Origin of the sequence: Alcanivorax sp. (genome assembly GCF_019431375.1) — a bacterium.
GTDB lineage: Bacteria > Pseudomonadota > Gammaproteobacteria > Pseudomonadales > Alcanivoracaceae > Alcanivorax > Alcanivorax jadensis_A.
In genome coordinates, this window is record NZ_CP080267.1 from 102,597 (window position 1) to 117,611 (window position 15,015).

General features: G+C 58.0%; 18 protein-coding genes. 12 read left to right on the forward strand and 6 right to left on the reverse strand.

Annotated features, from left to right (window positions below):
• Positions 1–62: 62 nt before the first annotated feature.
• The 5 genes from KZ772_RS00465 to KZ772_RS00485 all read right to left on the reverse strand — a co-directional run bounded on the left by KZ772_RS00465 (position 63) and on the right by KZ772_RS00485 (position 3,155).
• Positions 63–479 (reverse strand): MAPEG family protein, encoded by a 417-nt coding sequence (locus tag KZ772_RS00465; protein ID WP_290537960.1) that lies wholly within the window; start codon positions 477–479, stop codon positions 63–65.
• 73 nt (positions 480–552) lie between these two features.
• Positions 553–1,041, reverse strand: coding sequence for a YHS domain-containing (seleno)protein (locus KZ772_RS00470; RefSeq protein WP_290537961.1), 489 nt, complete (start codon positions 1,039–1,041; stop codon positions 553–555).
• Between the two features lie 23 nt (positions 1,042–1,064).
• Positions 1,065–1,607: a carboxymuconolactone decarboxylase family protein gene (locus tag KZ772_RS00475; protein WP_290537962.1), complete on the reverse strand. Its 543-nt coding sequence runs from the start codon at positions 1,605–1,607 to the stop codon at positions 1,065–1,067.
• Between the two features lie 160 nt (positions 1,608–1,767).
• A complete protein-coding gene (locus KZ772_RS00480; RefSeq protein ID WP_290537963.1) occupies positions 1,768–2,694 on the reverse strand; it encodes an AraC family transcriptional regulator in 927 nt (308 codons plus the stop codon).
• 128 nt (positions 2,695–2,822) lie between these two features.
• A complete protein-coding gene (locus tag KZ772_RS00485) occupies positions 2,823–3,155 on the reverse strand; it encodes a rhodanese-like domain-containing protein (protein WP_290537964.1) in 333 nt (110 codons plus the stop codon).
• Between the two features lie 84 nt (positions 3,156–3,239).
• Between KZ772_RS00485 and KZ772_RS00490 the strand changes: the two genes are divergently transcribed.
• The 10 genes from KZ772_RS00490 to KZ772_RS00535 all read left to right on the forward strand — a co-directional run bounded on the left by KZ772_RS00490 (position 3,240) and on the right by KZ772_RS00535 (position 12,799).
• Positions 3,240–3,692 carry a helix-turn-helix domain-containing protein gene (locus tag KZ772_RS00490; RefSeq protein ID WP_290537965.1) on the forward strand — a complete coding sequence of 151 codons (453 nt, stop codon included), beginning with the start codon at positions 3,240–3,242 and terminating at the stop codon, positions 3,690–3,692.
• Positions 3,689–4,225 carry a GNAT family N-acetyltransferase gene (locus tag KZ772_RS00495; protein WP_290537966.1) on the forward strand — a complete coding sequence of 179 codons (537 nt, stop codon included), beginning with the start codon at positions 3,689–3,691 and terminating at the stop codon, positions 4,223–4,225. Before KZ772_RS00490 ends, KZ772_RS00495 begins: the two co-directional genes overlap by 4 nt.
• A 264-nt stretch (positions 4,226–4,489) precedes the next feature.
• Positions 4,490–4,858, forward strand: a complete 369-nt coding sequence (locus KZ772_RS00500; RefSeq protein WP_290537967.1) for a hypothetical protein — start codon at positions 4,490–4,492, stop codon at positions 4,856–4,858.
• 185 nt (positions 4,859–5,043) lie between these two features.
• Positions 5,044–5,922, forward strand: coding sequence for a branched-chain amino acid ABC transporter permease (locus KZ772_RS00505; protein WP_290537968.1), 879 nt, complete (start codon positions 5,044–5,046; stop codon positions 5,920–5,922).
• Between the two features lie 3 nt (positions 5,923–5,925).
• Entirely contained in the window at positions 5,926–7,023 is a 1,098-nt protein-coding gene (locus KZ772_RS00510) for a branched-chain amino acid ABC transporter permease (protein WP_290537969.1), read from the forward strand.
• On the forward strand, positions 7,020–7,790 hold the full coding sequence (locus tag KZ772_RS00515) for an ABC transporter ATP-binding protein (RefSeq protein ID WP_290537970.1): 771 nt from the start codon (positions 7,020–7,022) through the stop codon (positions 7,788–7,790). The genes KZ772_RS00510 and KZ772_RS00515 overlap by 4 nt, the downstream gene beginning before the upstream one ends.
• Positions 7,787–8,590: an ABC transporter ATP-binding protein gene (locus KZ772_RS00520; RefSeq protein ID WP_290537971.1), complete on the forward strand. Its 804-nt coding sequence runs from the start codon at positions 7,787–7,789 to the stop codon at positions 8,588–8,590. Before KZ772_RS00515 ends, KZ772_RS00520 begins: the two co-directional genes overlap by 4 nt.
• Positions 8,590–10,404 (forward strand): long-chain fatty acid--CoA ligase, encoded by a 1,815-nt coding sequence (locus KZ772_RS00525; protein WP_290537972.1) that lies wholly within the window; start codon positions 8,590–8,592, stop codon positions 10,402–10,404. Before KZ772_RS00520 ends, KZ772_RS00525 begins: the two co-directional genes overlap by 1 nt.
• A gap of 194 nt (positions 10,405–10,598) precedes the next feature.
• A complete protein-coding gene (locus tag KZ772_RS00530) occupies positions 10,599–11,792 on the forward strand; it encodes an ABC transporter substrate-binding protein (RefSeq protein WP_290537973.1) in 1,194 nt (397 codons plus the stop codon).
• Positions 11,793–11,947: 155 nt separating this feature from the next.
• Positions 11,948–12,799 (forward strand): ion transporter, encoded by an 852-nt coding sequence (locus tag KZ772_RS00535; protein ID WP_290537974.1) that lies wholly within the window; start codon positions 11,948–11,950, stop codon positions 12,797–12,799.
• A gap of 179 nt (positions 12,800–12,978) precedes the next feature.
• On the opposite strand, the gene KZ772_RS00540 is transcribed toward KZ772_RS00535, so the two are convergent.
• A complete protein-coding gene (locus KZ772_RS00540) occupies positions 12,979–13,677 on the reverse strand; it encodes a pirin family protein (RefSeq protein WP_290537975.1) in 699 nt (232 codons plus the stop codon).
• Positions 13,678–13,906: 229 nt separating this feature from the next.
• Here KZ772_RS00540 and KZ772_RS00545 point away from each other — a divergent pair, with 229 nt between their 5' ends.
• Together KZ772_RS00545 and KZ772_RS00550 are read left to right on the forward strand one after the other, a co-directional pair.
• Positions 13,907–14,359 carry an SRPBCC family protein gene (locus tag KZ772_RS00545; RefSeq protein WP_290537976.1) on the forward strand — a complete coding sequence of 151 codons (453 nt, stop codon included), beginning with the start codon at positions 13,907–13,909 and terminating at the stop codon, positions 14,357–14,359.
• Positions 14,360–14,468: 109 nt separating this feature from the next.
• Positions 14,469–14,891 (forward strand): hypothetical protein, encoded by a 423-nt coding sequence (locus tag KZ772_RS00550; protein WP_290537977.1) that lies wholly within the window; start codon positions 14,469–14,471, stop codon positions 14,889–14,891.
• Positions 14,892–15,015 lie beyond the last annotated feature (124 nt).

Consider the following 15,015-nt stretch of genomic DNA (forward strand, 5'->3'; position numbering starts at 1 on the left):
CCAAGCATAACCGAACTGGCCACTTATGTCGGAACCCGGTTTTTCCCCACAAGAGAATGACGTCAAGCTGGCAGTGACATGATGCGCAAAGTATGCACGGCAATCATCACGATCGCGAACCACGAAACAAGATAGGTGGGTGTCCTCAGATAGGGAATCGCAAGCGTGAACACAACGGCATGGGTTAGCCGGGCATAAAAGAATATCTGCACCCAGAATGCCATCGTATAGGCCATGGTTGAGGGCATCAGAGCCAATGCCGGGATGATAACCGCCAGTAACGCCGGCAGGGTTTCCACCATATTCAGATGGACTCGCTGTGAGCGTTGTGCCCAGGCCGGTAGTTCTGGAGGGTTGTTGGGGTAGCTATGAAGGAACGCAGGTAATCCCCAGGTAAACAAACGGGCGAGAATGTAGGGGACCCACAGAAAAATCGTGAGCAGGCCACTCAGGGTGAGATAGAAATAGACGCCTTCCATAATCTTTGTCCTCTTTGCTGACGTGCTAAAGGTGTAATCGGTAAAGGGCGCCACGCGGGCGCCCGGATAACCTTTACAGCGATTCCGCTGCCTTGCTGCGAATCTTCGGCCATTGCTTGCTGGCCTTGGCGATGGTGCCGGCCTTGTCCTGCTGGTAGGCGTTGAAGATCTCCTCGTTCAGAAAGACATAGAGTTTTCCGTCGATTACATCCGCGTAGCGGGGGTCGCCATCAAACTTTTTACCCACGGAAACCCCGAAAGTGCAGTAGCCGCCGTTCTGGGGCAGGTAGGCTTGCGGGTTTTTCTTGAAGGCTTTCAGGTTCTCCTTTGTCTGGAAGTAATAGGCCACGTTGTCATGGACCTCCGTGTACTGGGCGATACCTGGCTGGCGATTCCCGAGTTTTACGAAAGCCACCGGGTCGATGCCGTGCAGACCCAGAGGCGCGCCAGCGGCGGTCAGGCCTGAGGCCGTGTTGTATTCGTCCGCAGCCATTGCCGGTTGCAGAGGCAGGGCGAACAGAGCGACCAGGATCAACGGTGAGAAAACGGTTTTCAGATTCATGGTAAGTCTCCTTTTCGTGAGCGTTACGCGGTTTTCAGGGACACGACAGGGAAGTCGATATCCGTGTTTGCCACGTTGTTCAGGTAGTTGGTGAAAGTGTTCAGCACCACATGGGCGACGATTTCCACAATCTCACTGTCATCGAAACCTGCATTACGGACGGCATCCAGATCGCGGTCGCTGATTTGCCCGCGTCGCTCGACAACGGCCAGCGCGAATCGTAATGCCGCATTTTCCTGCGGATCACTGGCTTCGCCGCCAAGGCCATTGTGAATTTCGTTTTCAGTGAGGCCGGCTTGCTTGCCCAACATGGCGTGCGCGCTGGCGCAGTACTGGCAGCCGTTACGGTTTGCCACGGCCAGGGCGATCTGTTCAGACAGCCGAGCCGAAATCGTTCCTTGCTGAAGATCTCCTGAAAGATCCAGGTAGGCCTGAAGAGCAGCCGGCGCGTTTGCCAGCGTCGCCATCAGGTTGGGAACCATCCCCATTTTGGTTTTTACCGCAGCAAGCAGTGGTGCTGCCTGTTCCGGTGGATGTGCAATATCAACAGGGGGTATACGTTGCATGGTGTTGTCCTCGCTTTTACTTTTTTGTTGAAGTCTTTTTGAAAGTAGTGCGCGAGGGAGTCCGGGACAATAAAGCCGCTGTTATTCGGGTGTAGCGGCAAATAGATCGAGACGATAGGCAAAGTGAGTGGTGTTTTTATCTGCAAAAAAAGAAGTTGGATCAACCAGCTTGACGACGATATTCGCTGGGGGCGATGCCGAATTTTCCGGTAAAGGCGCGAGTAAAGGCGGCGGGCGACTGATAGCCGGATTGGATAGCGACTTGCTGTACGCTGTGTTGTGAGTTGTCGAGCAGAGGCAAGGCTCTTTGCAGTCGCCATTCCGACAGATAGGCCATGGGGCTCATGGAAAGATAATGGCGGAAGCGGTCTGCGAAACGACTGCGTGACATGCCGATTTCCCTTGCCAGCGAGTCCACCGTCCAGTGTGCGGTGCTTTCTGCATGCATGAGTTGCAGTGCCTTGCCGATGTAACGATCCCGAAACCCTTCCAGCATTTTTGACATTGCCGGTGTTTCGGCAATTCCCAGTCGTAATACTTCCACGAAAACCACCTCGGAAAGGCGAGTGATCGCAGCGGTGGAGCCGGTACTGTCGGTAAAGACCCGACGGGTAATCAGACGAAGCGTCTCATCAAGCCAGGGTTGCGTAGCTCGCAGGGCGGAAGTCACCAGGATGGAATCCGGCATGGCCCTTAAGAGGGGGTGGTCCGCTCCGCGCCGAAAGGTGAAGTGCCCGCAAACCATTTGTGTTGATGCGGTTGGGTCCCCATGGCCAAGAGTCAGTACGCCTTTGCCGTCGTAATTGGCATGGGTAAGGACATCCTCCAGAGGGGGGGCGGAATGAGTTGCGCTGTCGGCAAGAATATGGCGCTTGCCACGGGGAATCATGATCATGTCCCCGCTGTTCAGACAAAGCGACCGGCCACATTCCAGCGTCACATGGCATTGCCCCTGAATGACAAGGTGAAAGCGGGCGGCGCCAGGTAGATCCGGCACCGATACACTCCAGGGGGCAGAGAAATCGGTACGGAAATACAAGGCGCCTTTCAGGTTCAGCGTGTTGAGAATGTCGTCCAGAGTGTCCATGCCATTTACTCCCTGCTTCAAGCTGCCGGGTCACAGCCATTACGGGCCACCCATGCGTGCTCTGTGGCGCATGGGTGGCACCTGGTTCTTTATGGATGCAGCAAGGCAGGGAATGTTTCAGAGATCTGTCAGCTTGTTTCCAGTGGGTAGCCAGCTTCCCGCCAGTCTTCCTTGCCTTCTACATACTCATGAACCTGCGTATAGCCAAGCTGATGCAGGGCGACGGCTGCCTGGCTGGAATTGGCGCAGGGCGTATTGGCGCAATAAACAACGATAAAGGCGTCCTTGTCCGGGAGCTTGCTGGCTGCGGCTTCGCGGACCTTGTCATGGGGAATGTTGATCGCCCCCGGCAAGTGGCCGTCATCGAAGTAACGCTGTGGGAGAGCTTCCACCAATGTTGTGGGCAGGCCCTGGTCCAGCCGTTGTTTGAGGGTTTCACGGGGGATGGTTGAGATAGCCATATGCCTTTCTCCTTTTGGTTGCATTTGCAACTAATGTATCGATGATTTGTTGCAATTGCAACTACCTGACGGTAATCTTCCCCTATGAAAAACAAACCCGAAAAACATACGGTGTTGGCTTGGGCCCGATTGCTGAAAGCCTCCGCCGGTTTGCTGGCAGACGTGGAAAATGCATTGAAGCAAGCCGGGCTCCCGCCGCTGAATTGGTACGACGTCTTGCTGGAAGTCAGCCGGGCTGGGCCGGCAGGGTTGCGTCAATCCGACATTGCCCGGGAGGTGCTGTTGCCCAAACACAACCTGTCCCGCCTGATTGATCGCATGGAAAACCAGGGCGCAGTGACACGCAAAGGTTGTGACAGTGATGGCCGGGCTAAACAGGTCTGCCTGACGGATACTGGTGAGACACTGTTGAGAAAGATGTGGCAGGTTTATGGCGCAGAAATCCAGGCCCGAATGGGCGAGCCGCTCAGCGATGCGCAACAGCATGCTCTTGCCGAGATTGTTGGTATCTTGTTGGATCAGGAGAGCAGGCATTGAGGCGGCAAACCTGCGTTGAAAGCCGGGATGCCTCATCGTTTCTGACGCTCGGGCGCCTGGGAGATGTTCCGCACGCCGAGCTGATTGCCCTGCATAACGACCCGCGGGTGCTACGTCATCTACCGTTGGCCGGTGAAGTTTTCGATGAAGCCGTGTGCAGGCAGTGGGTGGCAGAGAAGGAACGCCTGTGGCAGGAGCATGGCTATGGTCCCTGGTCGATCCACGTGGAGGGCCGCTTTGCAGGGTGGGGTGGCTTTCAGTGCGAACAGGGAGAGGCGGATCTTGGCCTGGTGTTGGCAGTAGAGTACTGGGGAATCGGCCGCGCGGTGTGTTGCAAGATGCTCCGCATTGCCTTTGACGATATGCACCTGGCATCGGTTACAGCCCTGTTGCCGCCGGGCCGGGTTCGGGCAAAAGGCATGAAGCGCTTGGGATTTCACCGCGATGGAGAGTTACAAGTCGGTGCCGTGCTTTTTCATCGCTATCGCTGCTGGGCACCGGGGATGACCGCCAGTCACAGGAACGGGGAATAAGTCGGCGGTTGCCATTATCAGGGCAAGGCTGCGGCTACCTTGATCCGTTGCCGGACTGTCAGTTCAATGCTGTGTGTCTGATTTTTTTCTTTCCCACAGGACGGTCGCGTCCACAATACGGTTTACCTGTCATCGTGGTCCCTGGCGTCTGCTCTGTCTGTAAAGATGCTGCAGGGCTACCGTTGTTTCAGTGGCAATCGGCCGCTGAAACAAACAGCACAGCAAGGCATCAACAGGAAGAGAGTTGACGGGTGGAATAAAACAATGAAACCGTGGATTTTTCTTTTATTACTGGCCATGGTGAACACAGGATTTGCCGTTGACGTCCCGCAATGGCTTGCAGGCAAGCCGGATATTGAAGAAAGAAAGGAGTGGTGTACCTGGTACCAATGGCTGTTTACGCAAGCCGACCGCCAGACGGAGCAACCGGTCAGCAAGGATGGCCTGGCTCGCAAGCGCCTTGTCAATCTGGCGAACAGGCTGGCGGCGCATCATCAGGCATCTCCACAGCCCGAGTATCAGGTGGTGCTCCGCTACCTGTGGCTGGGTGAGTCCGGCCCGGCACATTTCAACCTGAAGATCGATGCCGCCACATTGCAGACACTGCTGGACGAACGAGAATGCGCCGGCTGAATCTGATAACACCGTCAGTAATAAGGGGGCGTCACAGGACGAAATGCGGGTGACTCACTCATTGTCATGGCGTCTTCAGGTTCTGTTACATTTTACATACTGGTGAGAATGTTCTACTTCCGCTAGGCTCGGGAACACTTGAATAAAAAAGCAACAGAATAATAACCCCCCGGGAGAGAGGGACCATGGATATACTCCAGCTGCTGGTCGGCGGGATAGCCAATGGCTGCATTTACGGGCTGTTGGCGCTGGGTTTTGTACTGATCTACAAGGCATCTGAAGCAGTCAACTTCGCCCAGGGTGACATGATGATGCTGGGGGCCTTTCTCGGCGTTACCTTCATCAACACCAGCTACGCGGATCTGCCTTTTCTGGTAGGCATTACCCTGGCCGCCTTGATCCTCGGCCTGTTCGGCTATCTCCTTGATCGTTTCGTACTGCGCGCCATCTTCGGCCAGCCGCAATTCGCCATGGTGATTCTTACCATCGCCCTGGGGTTTCTGATCCGCTTCGTGGCCGGGGTGATCTGGGGCCATGATCCCACTTCCCTGGAAACGCCCTTTATCGGCCGGGTCTGGACACTGGGGGAACTGATGATCCCTGTAGTGGATGCGGTGATCATCGTTACCACTGTGGCGCTTACCTCTATTCTCTACTTCTTTTTTGCCCGTACCCGTCTTGGCGTGGCCATGCAGGCCAGCAGCCAGAACCAGATGGCGGCTTACTACATGGGCATCCCCGTGAAGCGGATCAATGCCATCGTCTGGGCCCTGTCCGGGGTGGTGGCGGCGATTGCCGGGGTCATGTTTGCCGCCAAGGGGGCGGTGGAGCCTTCCGTGGGGCTGCTGTTCGGTATCAAGGCCTTTGCGGCGGCGGTCATCGGTGGGCTGGGCTCCTTGCCGGGCGCTCTGCTGGGCGGCCTGCTGGTGGGCATCGTGGAACCCTTTGCCGGTCGCTATCTGCCTTCCGGCGTCGGCCAGATTGCCCCCTATGTGTTGATGTTGCTGGTGCTGATCCTGCGCCCCGGTGGCCTGTTTGCGCAGATCAGCCAGAAGAAGGTGTAGGCCATGAGCAACCGATTCAAAAGCCGTTACGACGACGATATCAATCTGTTTGAAGGGCGCTGGCACATGGCTCAGTACGCCATCCTCATGGCGCTATTGCTGGCGGCGCCCTGGCTACTGGGCACCTACTATCTGGGTGAGCTCACAGCCGTGCTGGTGTGGTCCCTGGCGGGGCTGGGCCTGATGCTGATCAGTGGCCATACCGGCCAGGTCAGCCTGGGGCATGCGGCCTTCATGGCCATTGGGGCCTTTACCAACCTGGCGTTGATGTTGCGCGGCTGGCATTTCCTGCCTGCCTTGCTGGCCAGCGCGGTCACTGCCGGAGTGATCGGCGCCATCATTTCCCGGCCGATTCTGCGCATGAGCGGCATTTATCTGGCCATCGCCACTCTCGCGCTGAGCATCATTATCGAGGATGTGGCGATTATGGCCGAGCCAATCACCGGTGGGGTGGCCGGGGTGTTTGCCCCGCCGATCGCCATGTTCGGTATGGAGATCGACCGTTATGCCACTCCGGAAGCCTTCTACTATCTGTGCCTGGCAGTGCTGGTGCTGGTCACCCTGGGGTATCTGAACCTGCTGCGCAGTGCGTCCGGTCGTTCCTTTCTGGCGGTGCGCGACAGTGAAGTGTCCGCCCGGGCCCTGGGGGTCAATGTGGCCCGCGCCAAGACCCTGTCCTTCAGCCTGTCCTGTGCCATCACCGGCCTGGCCGGCGCGCTCTACGCCCACCTTGCCCAGGCGGTGAACTATGAAAGCTTCCTGGTGCTGATCTCCATCACCTTGCTGTTGCAGATTGTGATCGGCGGACTGGGCTCGGTGCACGGGGCCTTCTTCGGCGCCATTGTGGTGGTGTTGCTACCACAATTGATCGCCATCGCCAGTGATTACCTGGATAACACCGCCGGCATCCAGATTGCGGCCTACCCGGGCCTGGATACGGCCCTGTTCGCCTTGCTGATTCTGCTCATGGTGATTTACGAACCGCGTGGCCTCTACGGCGTCTGGTTCAAGGTGCGCACCTGGCTGCAGCTGTTCCCGCTGTATCGCAAGGGCATGTTCCGCCGTACCCGTACCTACCTGAAGACGGAGCGCCAACGATGAGTCTGTTACAGGTAAAAGATCTCTCCATTTCCTTCGGCGGGGTGAAAGCGGTGGACGGTGTCAGTTTCACCGTGGAGCCCGGCGAAGTGTTCACCCTGGTTGGCCCCAACGGGGCAGGCAAGTCCACCATCTTCAATCTGATCAGCCGTCTCTATGAACCGAGCGGCGGGCAGATCATCTTTGACGGGCAGGACATTACCTCCCTGCCGGCGCATAAGGTGGCGGGGCTGGGGATCGCCCGCACCTTCCAGAATATCGAGCTGTTCGATCACTCTTCGGTACTGCAGAACCTGTTGATCGGTCGCCATTGCCGCCGCAACACCCGTTGGTTCGAAGAGCTGTTGTTCCTGCCCAAGGTGCGGCGCAGCGAACGGGAGCATCGCCTGCTGGTGGAAGAGGTGATCGACTTCCTGGATCTGGCTGCTTACCGGGACAAGTTGATCGCCGGTTTGCCCTACGGGGTGCGCAAGGTGGTGGAAATCGCCCGGGCCCTGTCCAGCCAGCCGAAACTGATTCTGCTGGATGAGCCCGCTTCCGGGTTGAGCGTGGAAGAAACCCAGAACATGGCCTGGTGGATCGAGGATATGCAGAAAGACCTGGGCCTGACAGTACTGATGGTGGAGCACGACATGAGCCTGGTATCGCGGGTATCCAACCGGGTGCTGGCGGTGTCGGAAGGCCGGCCGCTGGCCATGGGCACCGCCGCCGACGTGCAGGCGGACCCCAAGGTAATCGAAGCCTATCTGGGCACGGAGGCAACCTCATGAGTGCAGTGCAGAAAAACACCATGAACGATGCCCAGCCGTTGCTGCAGGTGAAAAACCTGGAAGCCTTCTATGGCCCGGTGATGGCCCTGCGCGGGGTGTCTATCGATGTCTTTGAAGGCAAGGTGGTTGCCATCCTCGGCGCCAACGGCGCCGGCAAGACTACCCTGATGAAAACCATCTCCGGGGCGCTGGCACCGCGCAAGGGCAGTATTACCCTGGCCGGTGAAGCGGTTCAGGGGCGCGAACCAGATGCGCTGGTGCGTCAGGGCATCGCCCACGTGCCGGAAGGCCGGGAAGTGTTTCCGTTTCTGACCGTGGAAGAAAACCTGGCCATGGGTGCCTATATTCGCCGCGACAAGGCGGGTATCCGCCAGGATATGGAAATGGTGTATGACTATTTCCCGATCCTGCTGGAGCGCCGTAACCAGCCCGCCGGCACCTTGTCCGGCGGTCAGCAACAGATGCTGGCCATCGGTCGCGGGCTCATGTCACGGCCGTCACTGATGTTGCTGGATGAGCCGTCCCTGGGGCTGTCGCCGCTGCTGGTGCAGGAAATCTTTGCCATCGTTCGCCGGCTGAACAAGGAGCAGGGCGTGACCCTGCTGCTGGTGGAGCAGAATGCCCAGGTGGCGTTGAACACGGCGGACCATGGCTATGTGCTGGAAACCGGTCGCATCGTCATGGATGGCAGCGCCGAGGAGCTGCTCGCCAGCGACGACATTCGCGAGTTCTATCTGGGCCAGTCGGCGGGGGATGACCGACCGGAAAAACGCTGGAAACGAAAGAAGACCTGGCGCTGATGATGACAACAACCAACAACGCACCGACCCTTCTCCACGGTTGCGATACCGTGGTCAAACTGTGGCGTCAGCAATGTCTGGAGCGGGGAGCGAAAATTGCGCACCGCGAAAAAGACCTGGGCATCTGGCAGAGCTATAGCTGGCAGGATTATTACGAAAAGGCCCGCGCCATCGGCGTGGCGCTGTTATCTCTCGGCCTGGAGCGAGGGCAGCCGGTTTCCATTCTCAGTGAAGACAACAAGGAATGGCTCTACTGCGATCTGGGTATTGCCGGGGCCGGTGGCATCAGCAATGGCGTCTATACCACCGACAGTGCCGAGCAGTTGGCCTACCTTGTCAACGACAGTGGTTCCGCCTTCCTGTTCGTGGAGAACGACGAGCAGCTGGACAAGTACCTGACCGTGCGCGATCAGGTACCCACCCTGAAAAAAGTCATCGTGTTTGATCGCAAGGGGCTACGGGATTTTGCGGATCCCATGGTCATGTTCCTCGATGAGCTCTACGCCCTGGGTGAAAAGATCCCCGACGCAGAAGCCCAGTTCAGCGCCAGCATTGCGCAAAGTCAGCCCGACGACATCCGCATGCTGATTTACACCTCCGGCACCACCGGCGCCCCCAAGGGCGCCATGATCAGCCACCGCAATGTGCTGTTCCAGCTGGCGGCTGGTGAGCAGGTACTGGAAGCCCATGAAGACGATGACCAGCTCTGCTTCCTGCCCCTGTGTCATATCCTGGAGCGGCTGGTGTCGGTGGAAGTGCCCATCTACAAGGGCTGTACCGTGAACTTTGCGGAAAGCCCGGAAACCGTATTCGAGAACCTGCGCGAAGTGTCGCCCCATACCTTTGCCGCGGTGCCGCGCCTCTGGGAAAAGATTTACAGCTCCATGATGACCCTGCGAGACGAAGCCACCGGTTTTGGTCGCTGGTGTTTCGACCGGGCTCTTGCCGCCGGGGATAGCTGGCACTGTGAGCGCAAACGCTCGCCGCTTTCCTGGCTGCATTACCAGTTCTGGAATCTGCTGGTATTGCGCAATGTACGTGACCTGATCGGTATGGCGCGCCTGCGCCGGGGCACCACCGGTGCCGCGCCCATCTCGCCGGACCTGATCCGCTGGTTCCAGGCCCTGGGTGTGCCGCTGTATGAAGGCTACGGCATGACTGAAACCACCGGTGTGGTGTCACTCAACAGCAAGGACCGGTCCCAGGTCGGTTCCGTGGGCGAGCCGCTACCCGCTACCGAGGTGCGTATTGCCGATAACGGGGAAGTGCTGGTACGTGGCGATCATGTGTTTGCCGGTTACTGGCGCAAGCCGGAAAAGACTGCCGAAGATATCCGCGACGGCTGGCTGCACACCGGTGATGTGGGGCGCCTGGAAGACGGCATGCTCACCATTACCGGCCGCTTGAAAGACATCATCATCACTGCCGGCGGCAAGAATATCACTCCGGCAGAAATCGAAAGCCGCATGAAATTTTCTCCGTATATTTCCGATGCGGTGGTGATTGGCGATCAGCGCAAATATCTCACCTGCCTGATCATGATCGATCAGGAAAATGTGGAGAAATATGCCCAGGACCGTCAGGTACCATTTTCCAACTTCGCCTCCCTGTGTCGTGCCAAAGAGGTGGTGGACCTGATCGACAGCATCATTACTGATGTGAACAAACAGTTCGCCCAGGTGGAACAGATCAAGTATTTCCGCCTGATCGATGTGCTGCTCACCGCCGAGGATGAGGAGCTGACTGCCACCATGAAGCTGAAGCGTTCCTTCGTGGAGAAAAAACACAAGCACCTGATTGATTCCATGTACTGATTACAATTACCTGAATCCGTGGCTTCATCGCGGCGCCTGACGCAAGTCTTTGCCGCCACAGAAAATTTTACTCAGTCGATCGTATTCCCTGATACGACGCTTCTTCGTAAAACTTCCTGTGACAACAAATTCTTACGCCATGCATCCACGCTGAAGTCACGGTTTCAGGTATGAACTCGAGAGGAGAGTGCATCATGAAGAAGCTTTGTCTGGCGGCTCTCGCCGCAGCCACCCTGATCGGGTGCAGTGATAACAAGGAAGAAGGGAATGCCGCCGCCGAGTCGGTGCGTGGTGTCAGTGATACCGAAATCAAACTGGGTGGCATGCACGATCTGTCCGGCGTGTTTGCGGCATTTTCCTCACCGGCGGTGCAGGTGGCCAACGATATGTTTGCCGAGGTGAATGCCGAGGGCGGTATTCACGGCCGTGAAATTCGCTATATCGTCGAGGACCACGCCTACCAGGTGCCCAAGGCCACCCAGGCCACCAACAAGCTGATCAGCCGCGATGAAGTGTTCGCCATGGTGATGAGCCTGGGTACGCCCCATAACCTGGCCGCCTTCCCGGTGATGGATCGCAACAATGTGCCCAGCATTCTTCCCCTGGCCCTGTCACGGCAGATGGAAGAAGAGGGCGAGTTTTCCCACCGCTTCGTCTTCGGCCCCAGCTACTATGAAGGGGTGCTGAAAGGCGTCAACTGGATGGCGGATGAGTACAGCATCGAGAAGATTTGTGTGATGTACATTCCCTCGGATTTCGGCGAGGAAGTGAATCAGGCCATCAACGATGCCGCTGCGGGTAAAGACACCCTGACCCTGGCGGAAAGCACCTCCCACCGTCCGGACGAGAGTGATTTCACCGGTACCCTGGCGCGCCTGAAGGATGCCGGCTGCCAGCTGGTGGCCGTGGCCTTGCCGGTGCGGCCGATCATTTCCGTGGTGGCCACCGCCAAGGAAATGGGCTGGGATGACGTGAAATTCGTGGTTTCCCAGGCAGGCTTCCATTCTGCGGTAGCGGCGGCCCCCGGTGGTGTTACCGAAGGGCTCTATGGCGTTTCCCCCTGGCAGGATATTGTCAGCCGCATGAAGGATGTACCGGAAGCGAAACAATGGGCGGATGAGTACAAGGAGCAGTATGGCTCCATTCCCAGCGGCGGTGCGGTGCTGGGCCGTGTCGGTGCCATGGTGACCATCGAAGCACTGCGCAAGGCCGGGCCGGATCTGACCACCGATTCCTTCCTGGCAGCCATGGAATCCCTGGATTTCAGCGACCCGGTCACCGGGGTGGATATCAAGATGAGCGCCACCAACCACCGTGCCGGTAACGACATGATTCTCTCCAAAGTGATCGACGGTGTCTGGGAGCCTGTGGTGACCCTGGAAGACTGATCACGCGCTTTCCCGTTGGCGCTTTGCTCGCAACGCGAGAGGTCTGGATACCCATCCCGACCTTTCGCCACGCGAGTCTGGCGCCAACGGCCCCTATCAATCCCCCCTCCCGTATCAGGTATAATCGCGCCTCTTGGATTATTTGGTGACTCTCCATGCAGGCCACTTCAACGTCCGTATCCCCCGGCGGCTGGCGGCAACGCCTGGCTGCTCTGCTGAATACCCCGCTTTTCGGACACACCATTACTGCTTTGATCCTTCTCAATGCGATTATTCTGGGCGTGGAAACCTCCGCGCTGGCCCAGGAGCGGGCAGGGCAGTGGTTAAACTTGCTCAACCAGATGGTGCTGGCGGCGTTCGTGCTGGAAATCGTGCTCAAGCTGGTAGCATTCGGGCCACGTTTTTTCCGTTCCGGCTGGAATGTCTTCGACTTTCTGATCGTCGCCATTTCCCTGGCGCCAGCGTCCGGGCCCCTGGCGATCCTGCGGAGCCTGCGCATCCTGCGGGTGCTGCGTCTGCTGTCATCGGTAAAGCGGCTACGCATGCTGGTGGAATCCCTGATGCAAGCATTGCCGGGCATCGGCTGGACAGCGGCCTTGTTGCTGATGATGTTCTATATCTTTGCGGTGATGGGCACCGAGCTGTTTGGGGAGGCATTCCCGCAATGGTTCGGCACCCTGGGCGCGAGCATCTACAGCCTGTTCCAGATCATGACCCTGGAAAGCTGGTCCATGGGCATTGCCCGACCGGTGATGGAGGTCTACCCCCTGGCGTGGATCTTCTTTGTGCCCTTTATCCTGATCTCCAGTTTCATGGTGCTGAACCTGTTCATTGCCATCATCGTCAGCGCCACCCAGGAAGTGCACGAAAGCGAGCAGCGTGCCGAGCGGGACGCCAACAACCAGATCGCCCACGACGAGCGCCAGGAAATGCTCGACCTGATGCGCACCATGCATGAAAAGATTGCCGCGCTGGAAACCGCTTTGCAGAAAAAGACCGGCCAATAATGCAGGCAAGCTCCTACAGGAACGAAAAAGGCCCGGAGTATTTCCGGGCCTTTTTCTTTGCAGGTAGGGAGGATTAGCCGAAGGCGTAATCCAGCATGTCGTTTGGCAGGTTTGGGTGATGGTAAGGAAGGTGGATTACGCCTTCGGCTAATCCACCCTACTCATTGATCCCGGCTTTCCTAGGCGGTTTCCACCAGTACGATCTCGCTGTCCGCTTCTGCCACCACAGACAGACGCGCTTCGTCACTGATGGCAAGGCCATCGCCGGTATCGGCCAGCACTTCATTCACCCTGACCCGTCCCTTGGCGGGCACCAGATAGATCTTGCGACCCCCCTCCACCGGGTAGGTCACTGTCTGGCCCTCGCTCAGGCTGGCCGCCACGACTCGGGCATCCGCCTGGATTGGCAGGGCATCGCCGTCATCCGGGTAGCCACTGGCGAGTATCTCGAAGTGCCCCTCGCGGGAGGCCTTCGGGAATGGCTTGCTGCCCCAGGTGGGTGGCAGACCGGTGGCATTCGGAATGATCCAGATCTGGAAGATCTGCGTCTCCGTGTCCTCCCGGTTGTGCTCGCTGTGGGTGATCCCGGTACCGGCGGACATCACCTGCACATCACCGGCTTCGGTGCGGCCACTGTTACCCAGGCTGTCCTGGTGGGTAATGGCGCCCTTACGCACATAGGTGATGATTTCCATCTCCCGGTGAGAGTGCGCCGGGAAGCCAGTGTGTGGCGCGATGGTGTCATCGTTCCAGACCCGCAGATCGCCCCAGTGCACCCTTGACGGGTCATGGTAATTGGCGAAGGAAAAGTGGTGTCGGGTGTCCAGCCAGCCGTGCCGGGCATGGCCCAGTTCATTGCGTGCGCGAAGCTCGATCATGGCGTCCTCCTTTGGACAGGCCTCAGTGCCTGCCCGTTGATGAAGTGACTATATGATCGGTATTACTGATAAAAAACAGGATATATTTGTGGATTAGCATCAGTTTAGTTGATGTTGCGATGGGTTTTCGGACAAGGCCCCCTTACCCTGTCGAATAATGGCTGCTGCATTCGATAAAGGGACGAACCCTCCATGAACGGAGGCATCATCGCCAACAAGGAGAATCACCATGTCCGGTAATACCGTCCGCTTGCACCGTGTCCTGCGCGCCACCCCCGAGCGCGTCTACCGCGCCTTTCTGGATGCCGATGCCATGGTCAAATGGCTGCCGCCCCATGGCTTTACCGGCAAGATCCATGAAATGGACGCCCGCGAAGGGGGCGGTTACCGAATGTCGTTTACCAACTTCACCACTGGCAAAAGCCACTCCTTCAGCGTGCGCTACCTGGAGCTCAAGCCCAACGAGCTGATCCGCCACACCGATCAGTTCGATGACCCCAATCTGCCCGGTGAAATGCAGGTCACCATTACCTTGAAAGAGGTGCTTTGCGGCACCGAGTTAAACATTACCCAGGAAGGGGTGCCAGAGGTGATACCGGTGGAGTTTTGCTACCAAGGCTGGCAGGAATCCCTGGAAATGCTGGCGCAACTGGTGACGCCGGAGATTCCGGACGAGGGATGATCGCTCTGGTACCGGTAGTCGTGTTGACGCCACGTGGAGGGTGATGGTGTAGAGTTGCCTGGGTAATCATTAACGTACTTTGCCAACACCTCTTAACGTCGGAGTGACCATGGCCAACTCACCACAGCAATGGCTGCAAGCCTTTACCGGTGGTTTTATCGCCACGCTATTGTTTCATCAGGGCGTCCTTGCGCTGTTCTGGTTGGCAGGGATGATTCCCGCAGCGCCCTGGAACATGACCCCGGTACCGCCTCTGGGTATTCCCCAGGTGCTGTCGCTGGCTTTCTGGGGCGGGGTCTGGGGTGTTCCTGTCTGGTGGTTGATCCGTCGTTGGCAGGGTATTCGACACTGGCTCGGCGCGCTGATTATCGGCGCCATCGGCCCGACACTGGTGGCCATGCTGCTGGTGTTTCCCCTGAAAGGCCTGGACGTGAACGCCACCAAGGTGGTCGGAGGCCTGATCGTCAATGGTGCCTGGGGGCTGGGGCTCGCCGCCTGGATGTGGCTCAATCGGGCACGCTGGCAGAGCTGAATGAAACAGGCGCCATTGGCGCCTGTTTTCGTTGTGATTGCAGTTGGCCGCAGAGCCAGGGAATGGCACGAACAGCTCTAGTCTTGTGTTGCCATCATGGTAGCGTTGGCCTTCTTTTTAACGG

Coding starts and splice junctions, on each gene's coding strand:
- KZ772_RS00465 (WP_290537960.1), bottom strand. CDS start 479: ATGGAAGGCGTCTATTTCTATCTCACCCTGAGTGGCCTGCTCACGATT.
- KZ772_RS00470 (WP_290537961.1), bottom strand. CDS start 1,041: ATGAATCTGAAAACCGTTTTCTCACCGTTGATCCTGGTCGCTCTGTTC.
- KZ772_RS00475 (WP_290537962.1), bottom strand. CDS start 1,607: ATGCAACGTATACCCCCTGTTGATATTGCACATCCACCGGAACAGGCA.
- KZ772_RS00480 (WP_290537963.1), bottom strand. CDS start 2,694: ATGGACACTCTGGACGACATTCTCAACACGCTGAACCTGAAAGGCGCC.
- KZ772_RS00485 (WP_290537964.1), bottom strand. CDS start 3,155: ATGGCTATCTCAACCATCCCCCGTGAAACCCTCAAACAACGGCTGGAC.
- KZ772_RS00490 (WP_290537965.1), top strand. CDS start 3,240: ATGAAAAACAAACCCGAAAAACATACGGTGTTGGCTTGGGCCCGATTG.
- KZ772_RS00500 (WP_290537967.1), top strand. CDS start 4,490: ATGAAACCGTGGATTTTTCTTTTATTACTGGCCATGGTGAACACAGGA.
- KZ772_RS00505 (WP_290537968.1), top strand. CDS start 5,044: ATGGATATACTCCAGCTGCTGGTCGGCGGGATAGCCAATGGCTGCATT.
- KZ772_RS00510 (WP_290537969.1), top strand. CDS start 5,926: ATGAGCAACCGATTCAAAAGCCGTTACGACGACGATATCAATCTGTTT.
- KZ772_RS00515 (WP_290537970.1), top strand. CDS start 7,020: ATGAGTCTGTTACAGGTAAAAGATCTCTCCATTTCCTTCGGCGGGGTG.
- KZ772_RS00520 (WP_290537971.1), top strand. CDS start 7,787: ATGAGTGCAGTGCAGAAAAACACCATGAACGATGCCCAGCCGTTGCTG.
- KZ772_RS00525 (WP_290537972.1), top strand. CDS start 8,590: ATGATGACAACAACCAACAACGCACCGACCCTTCTCCACGGTTGCGAT.
- KZ772_RS00530 (WP_290537973.1), top strand. CDS start 10,599: ATGAAGAAGCTTTGTCTGGCGGCTCTCGCCGCAGCCACCCTGATCGGG.
- KZ772_RS00535 (WP_290537974.1), top strand. CDS start 11,948: ATGCAGGCCACTTCAACGTCCGTATCCCCCGGCGGCTGGCGGCAACGC.
- KZ772_RS00540 (WP_290537975.1), bottom strand. CDS start 13,677: ATGATCGAGCTTCGCGCACGCAATGAACTGGGCCATGCCCGGCACGGC.
- KZ772_RS00545 (WP_290537976.1), top strand. CDS start 13,907: ATGTCCGGTAATACCGTCCGCTTGCACCGTGTCCTGCGCGCCACCCCC.
- KZ772_RS00550 (WP_290537977.1), top strand. CDS start 14,469: ATGGCCAACTCACCACAGCAATGGCTGCAAGCCTTTACCGGTGGTTTT.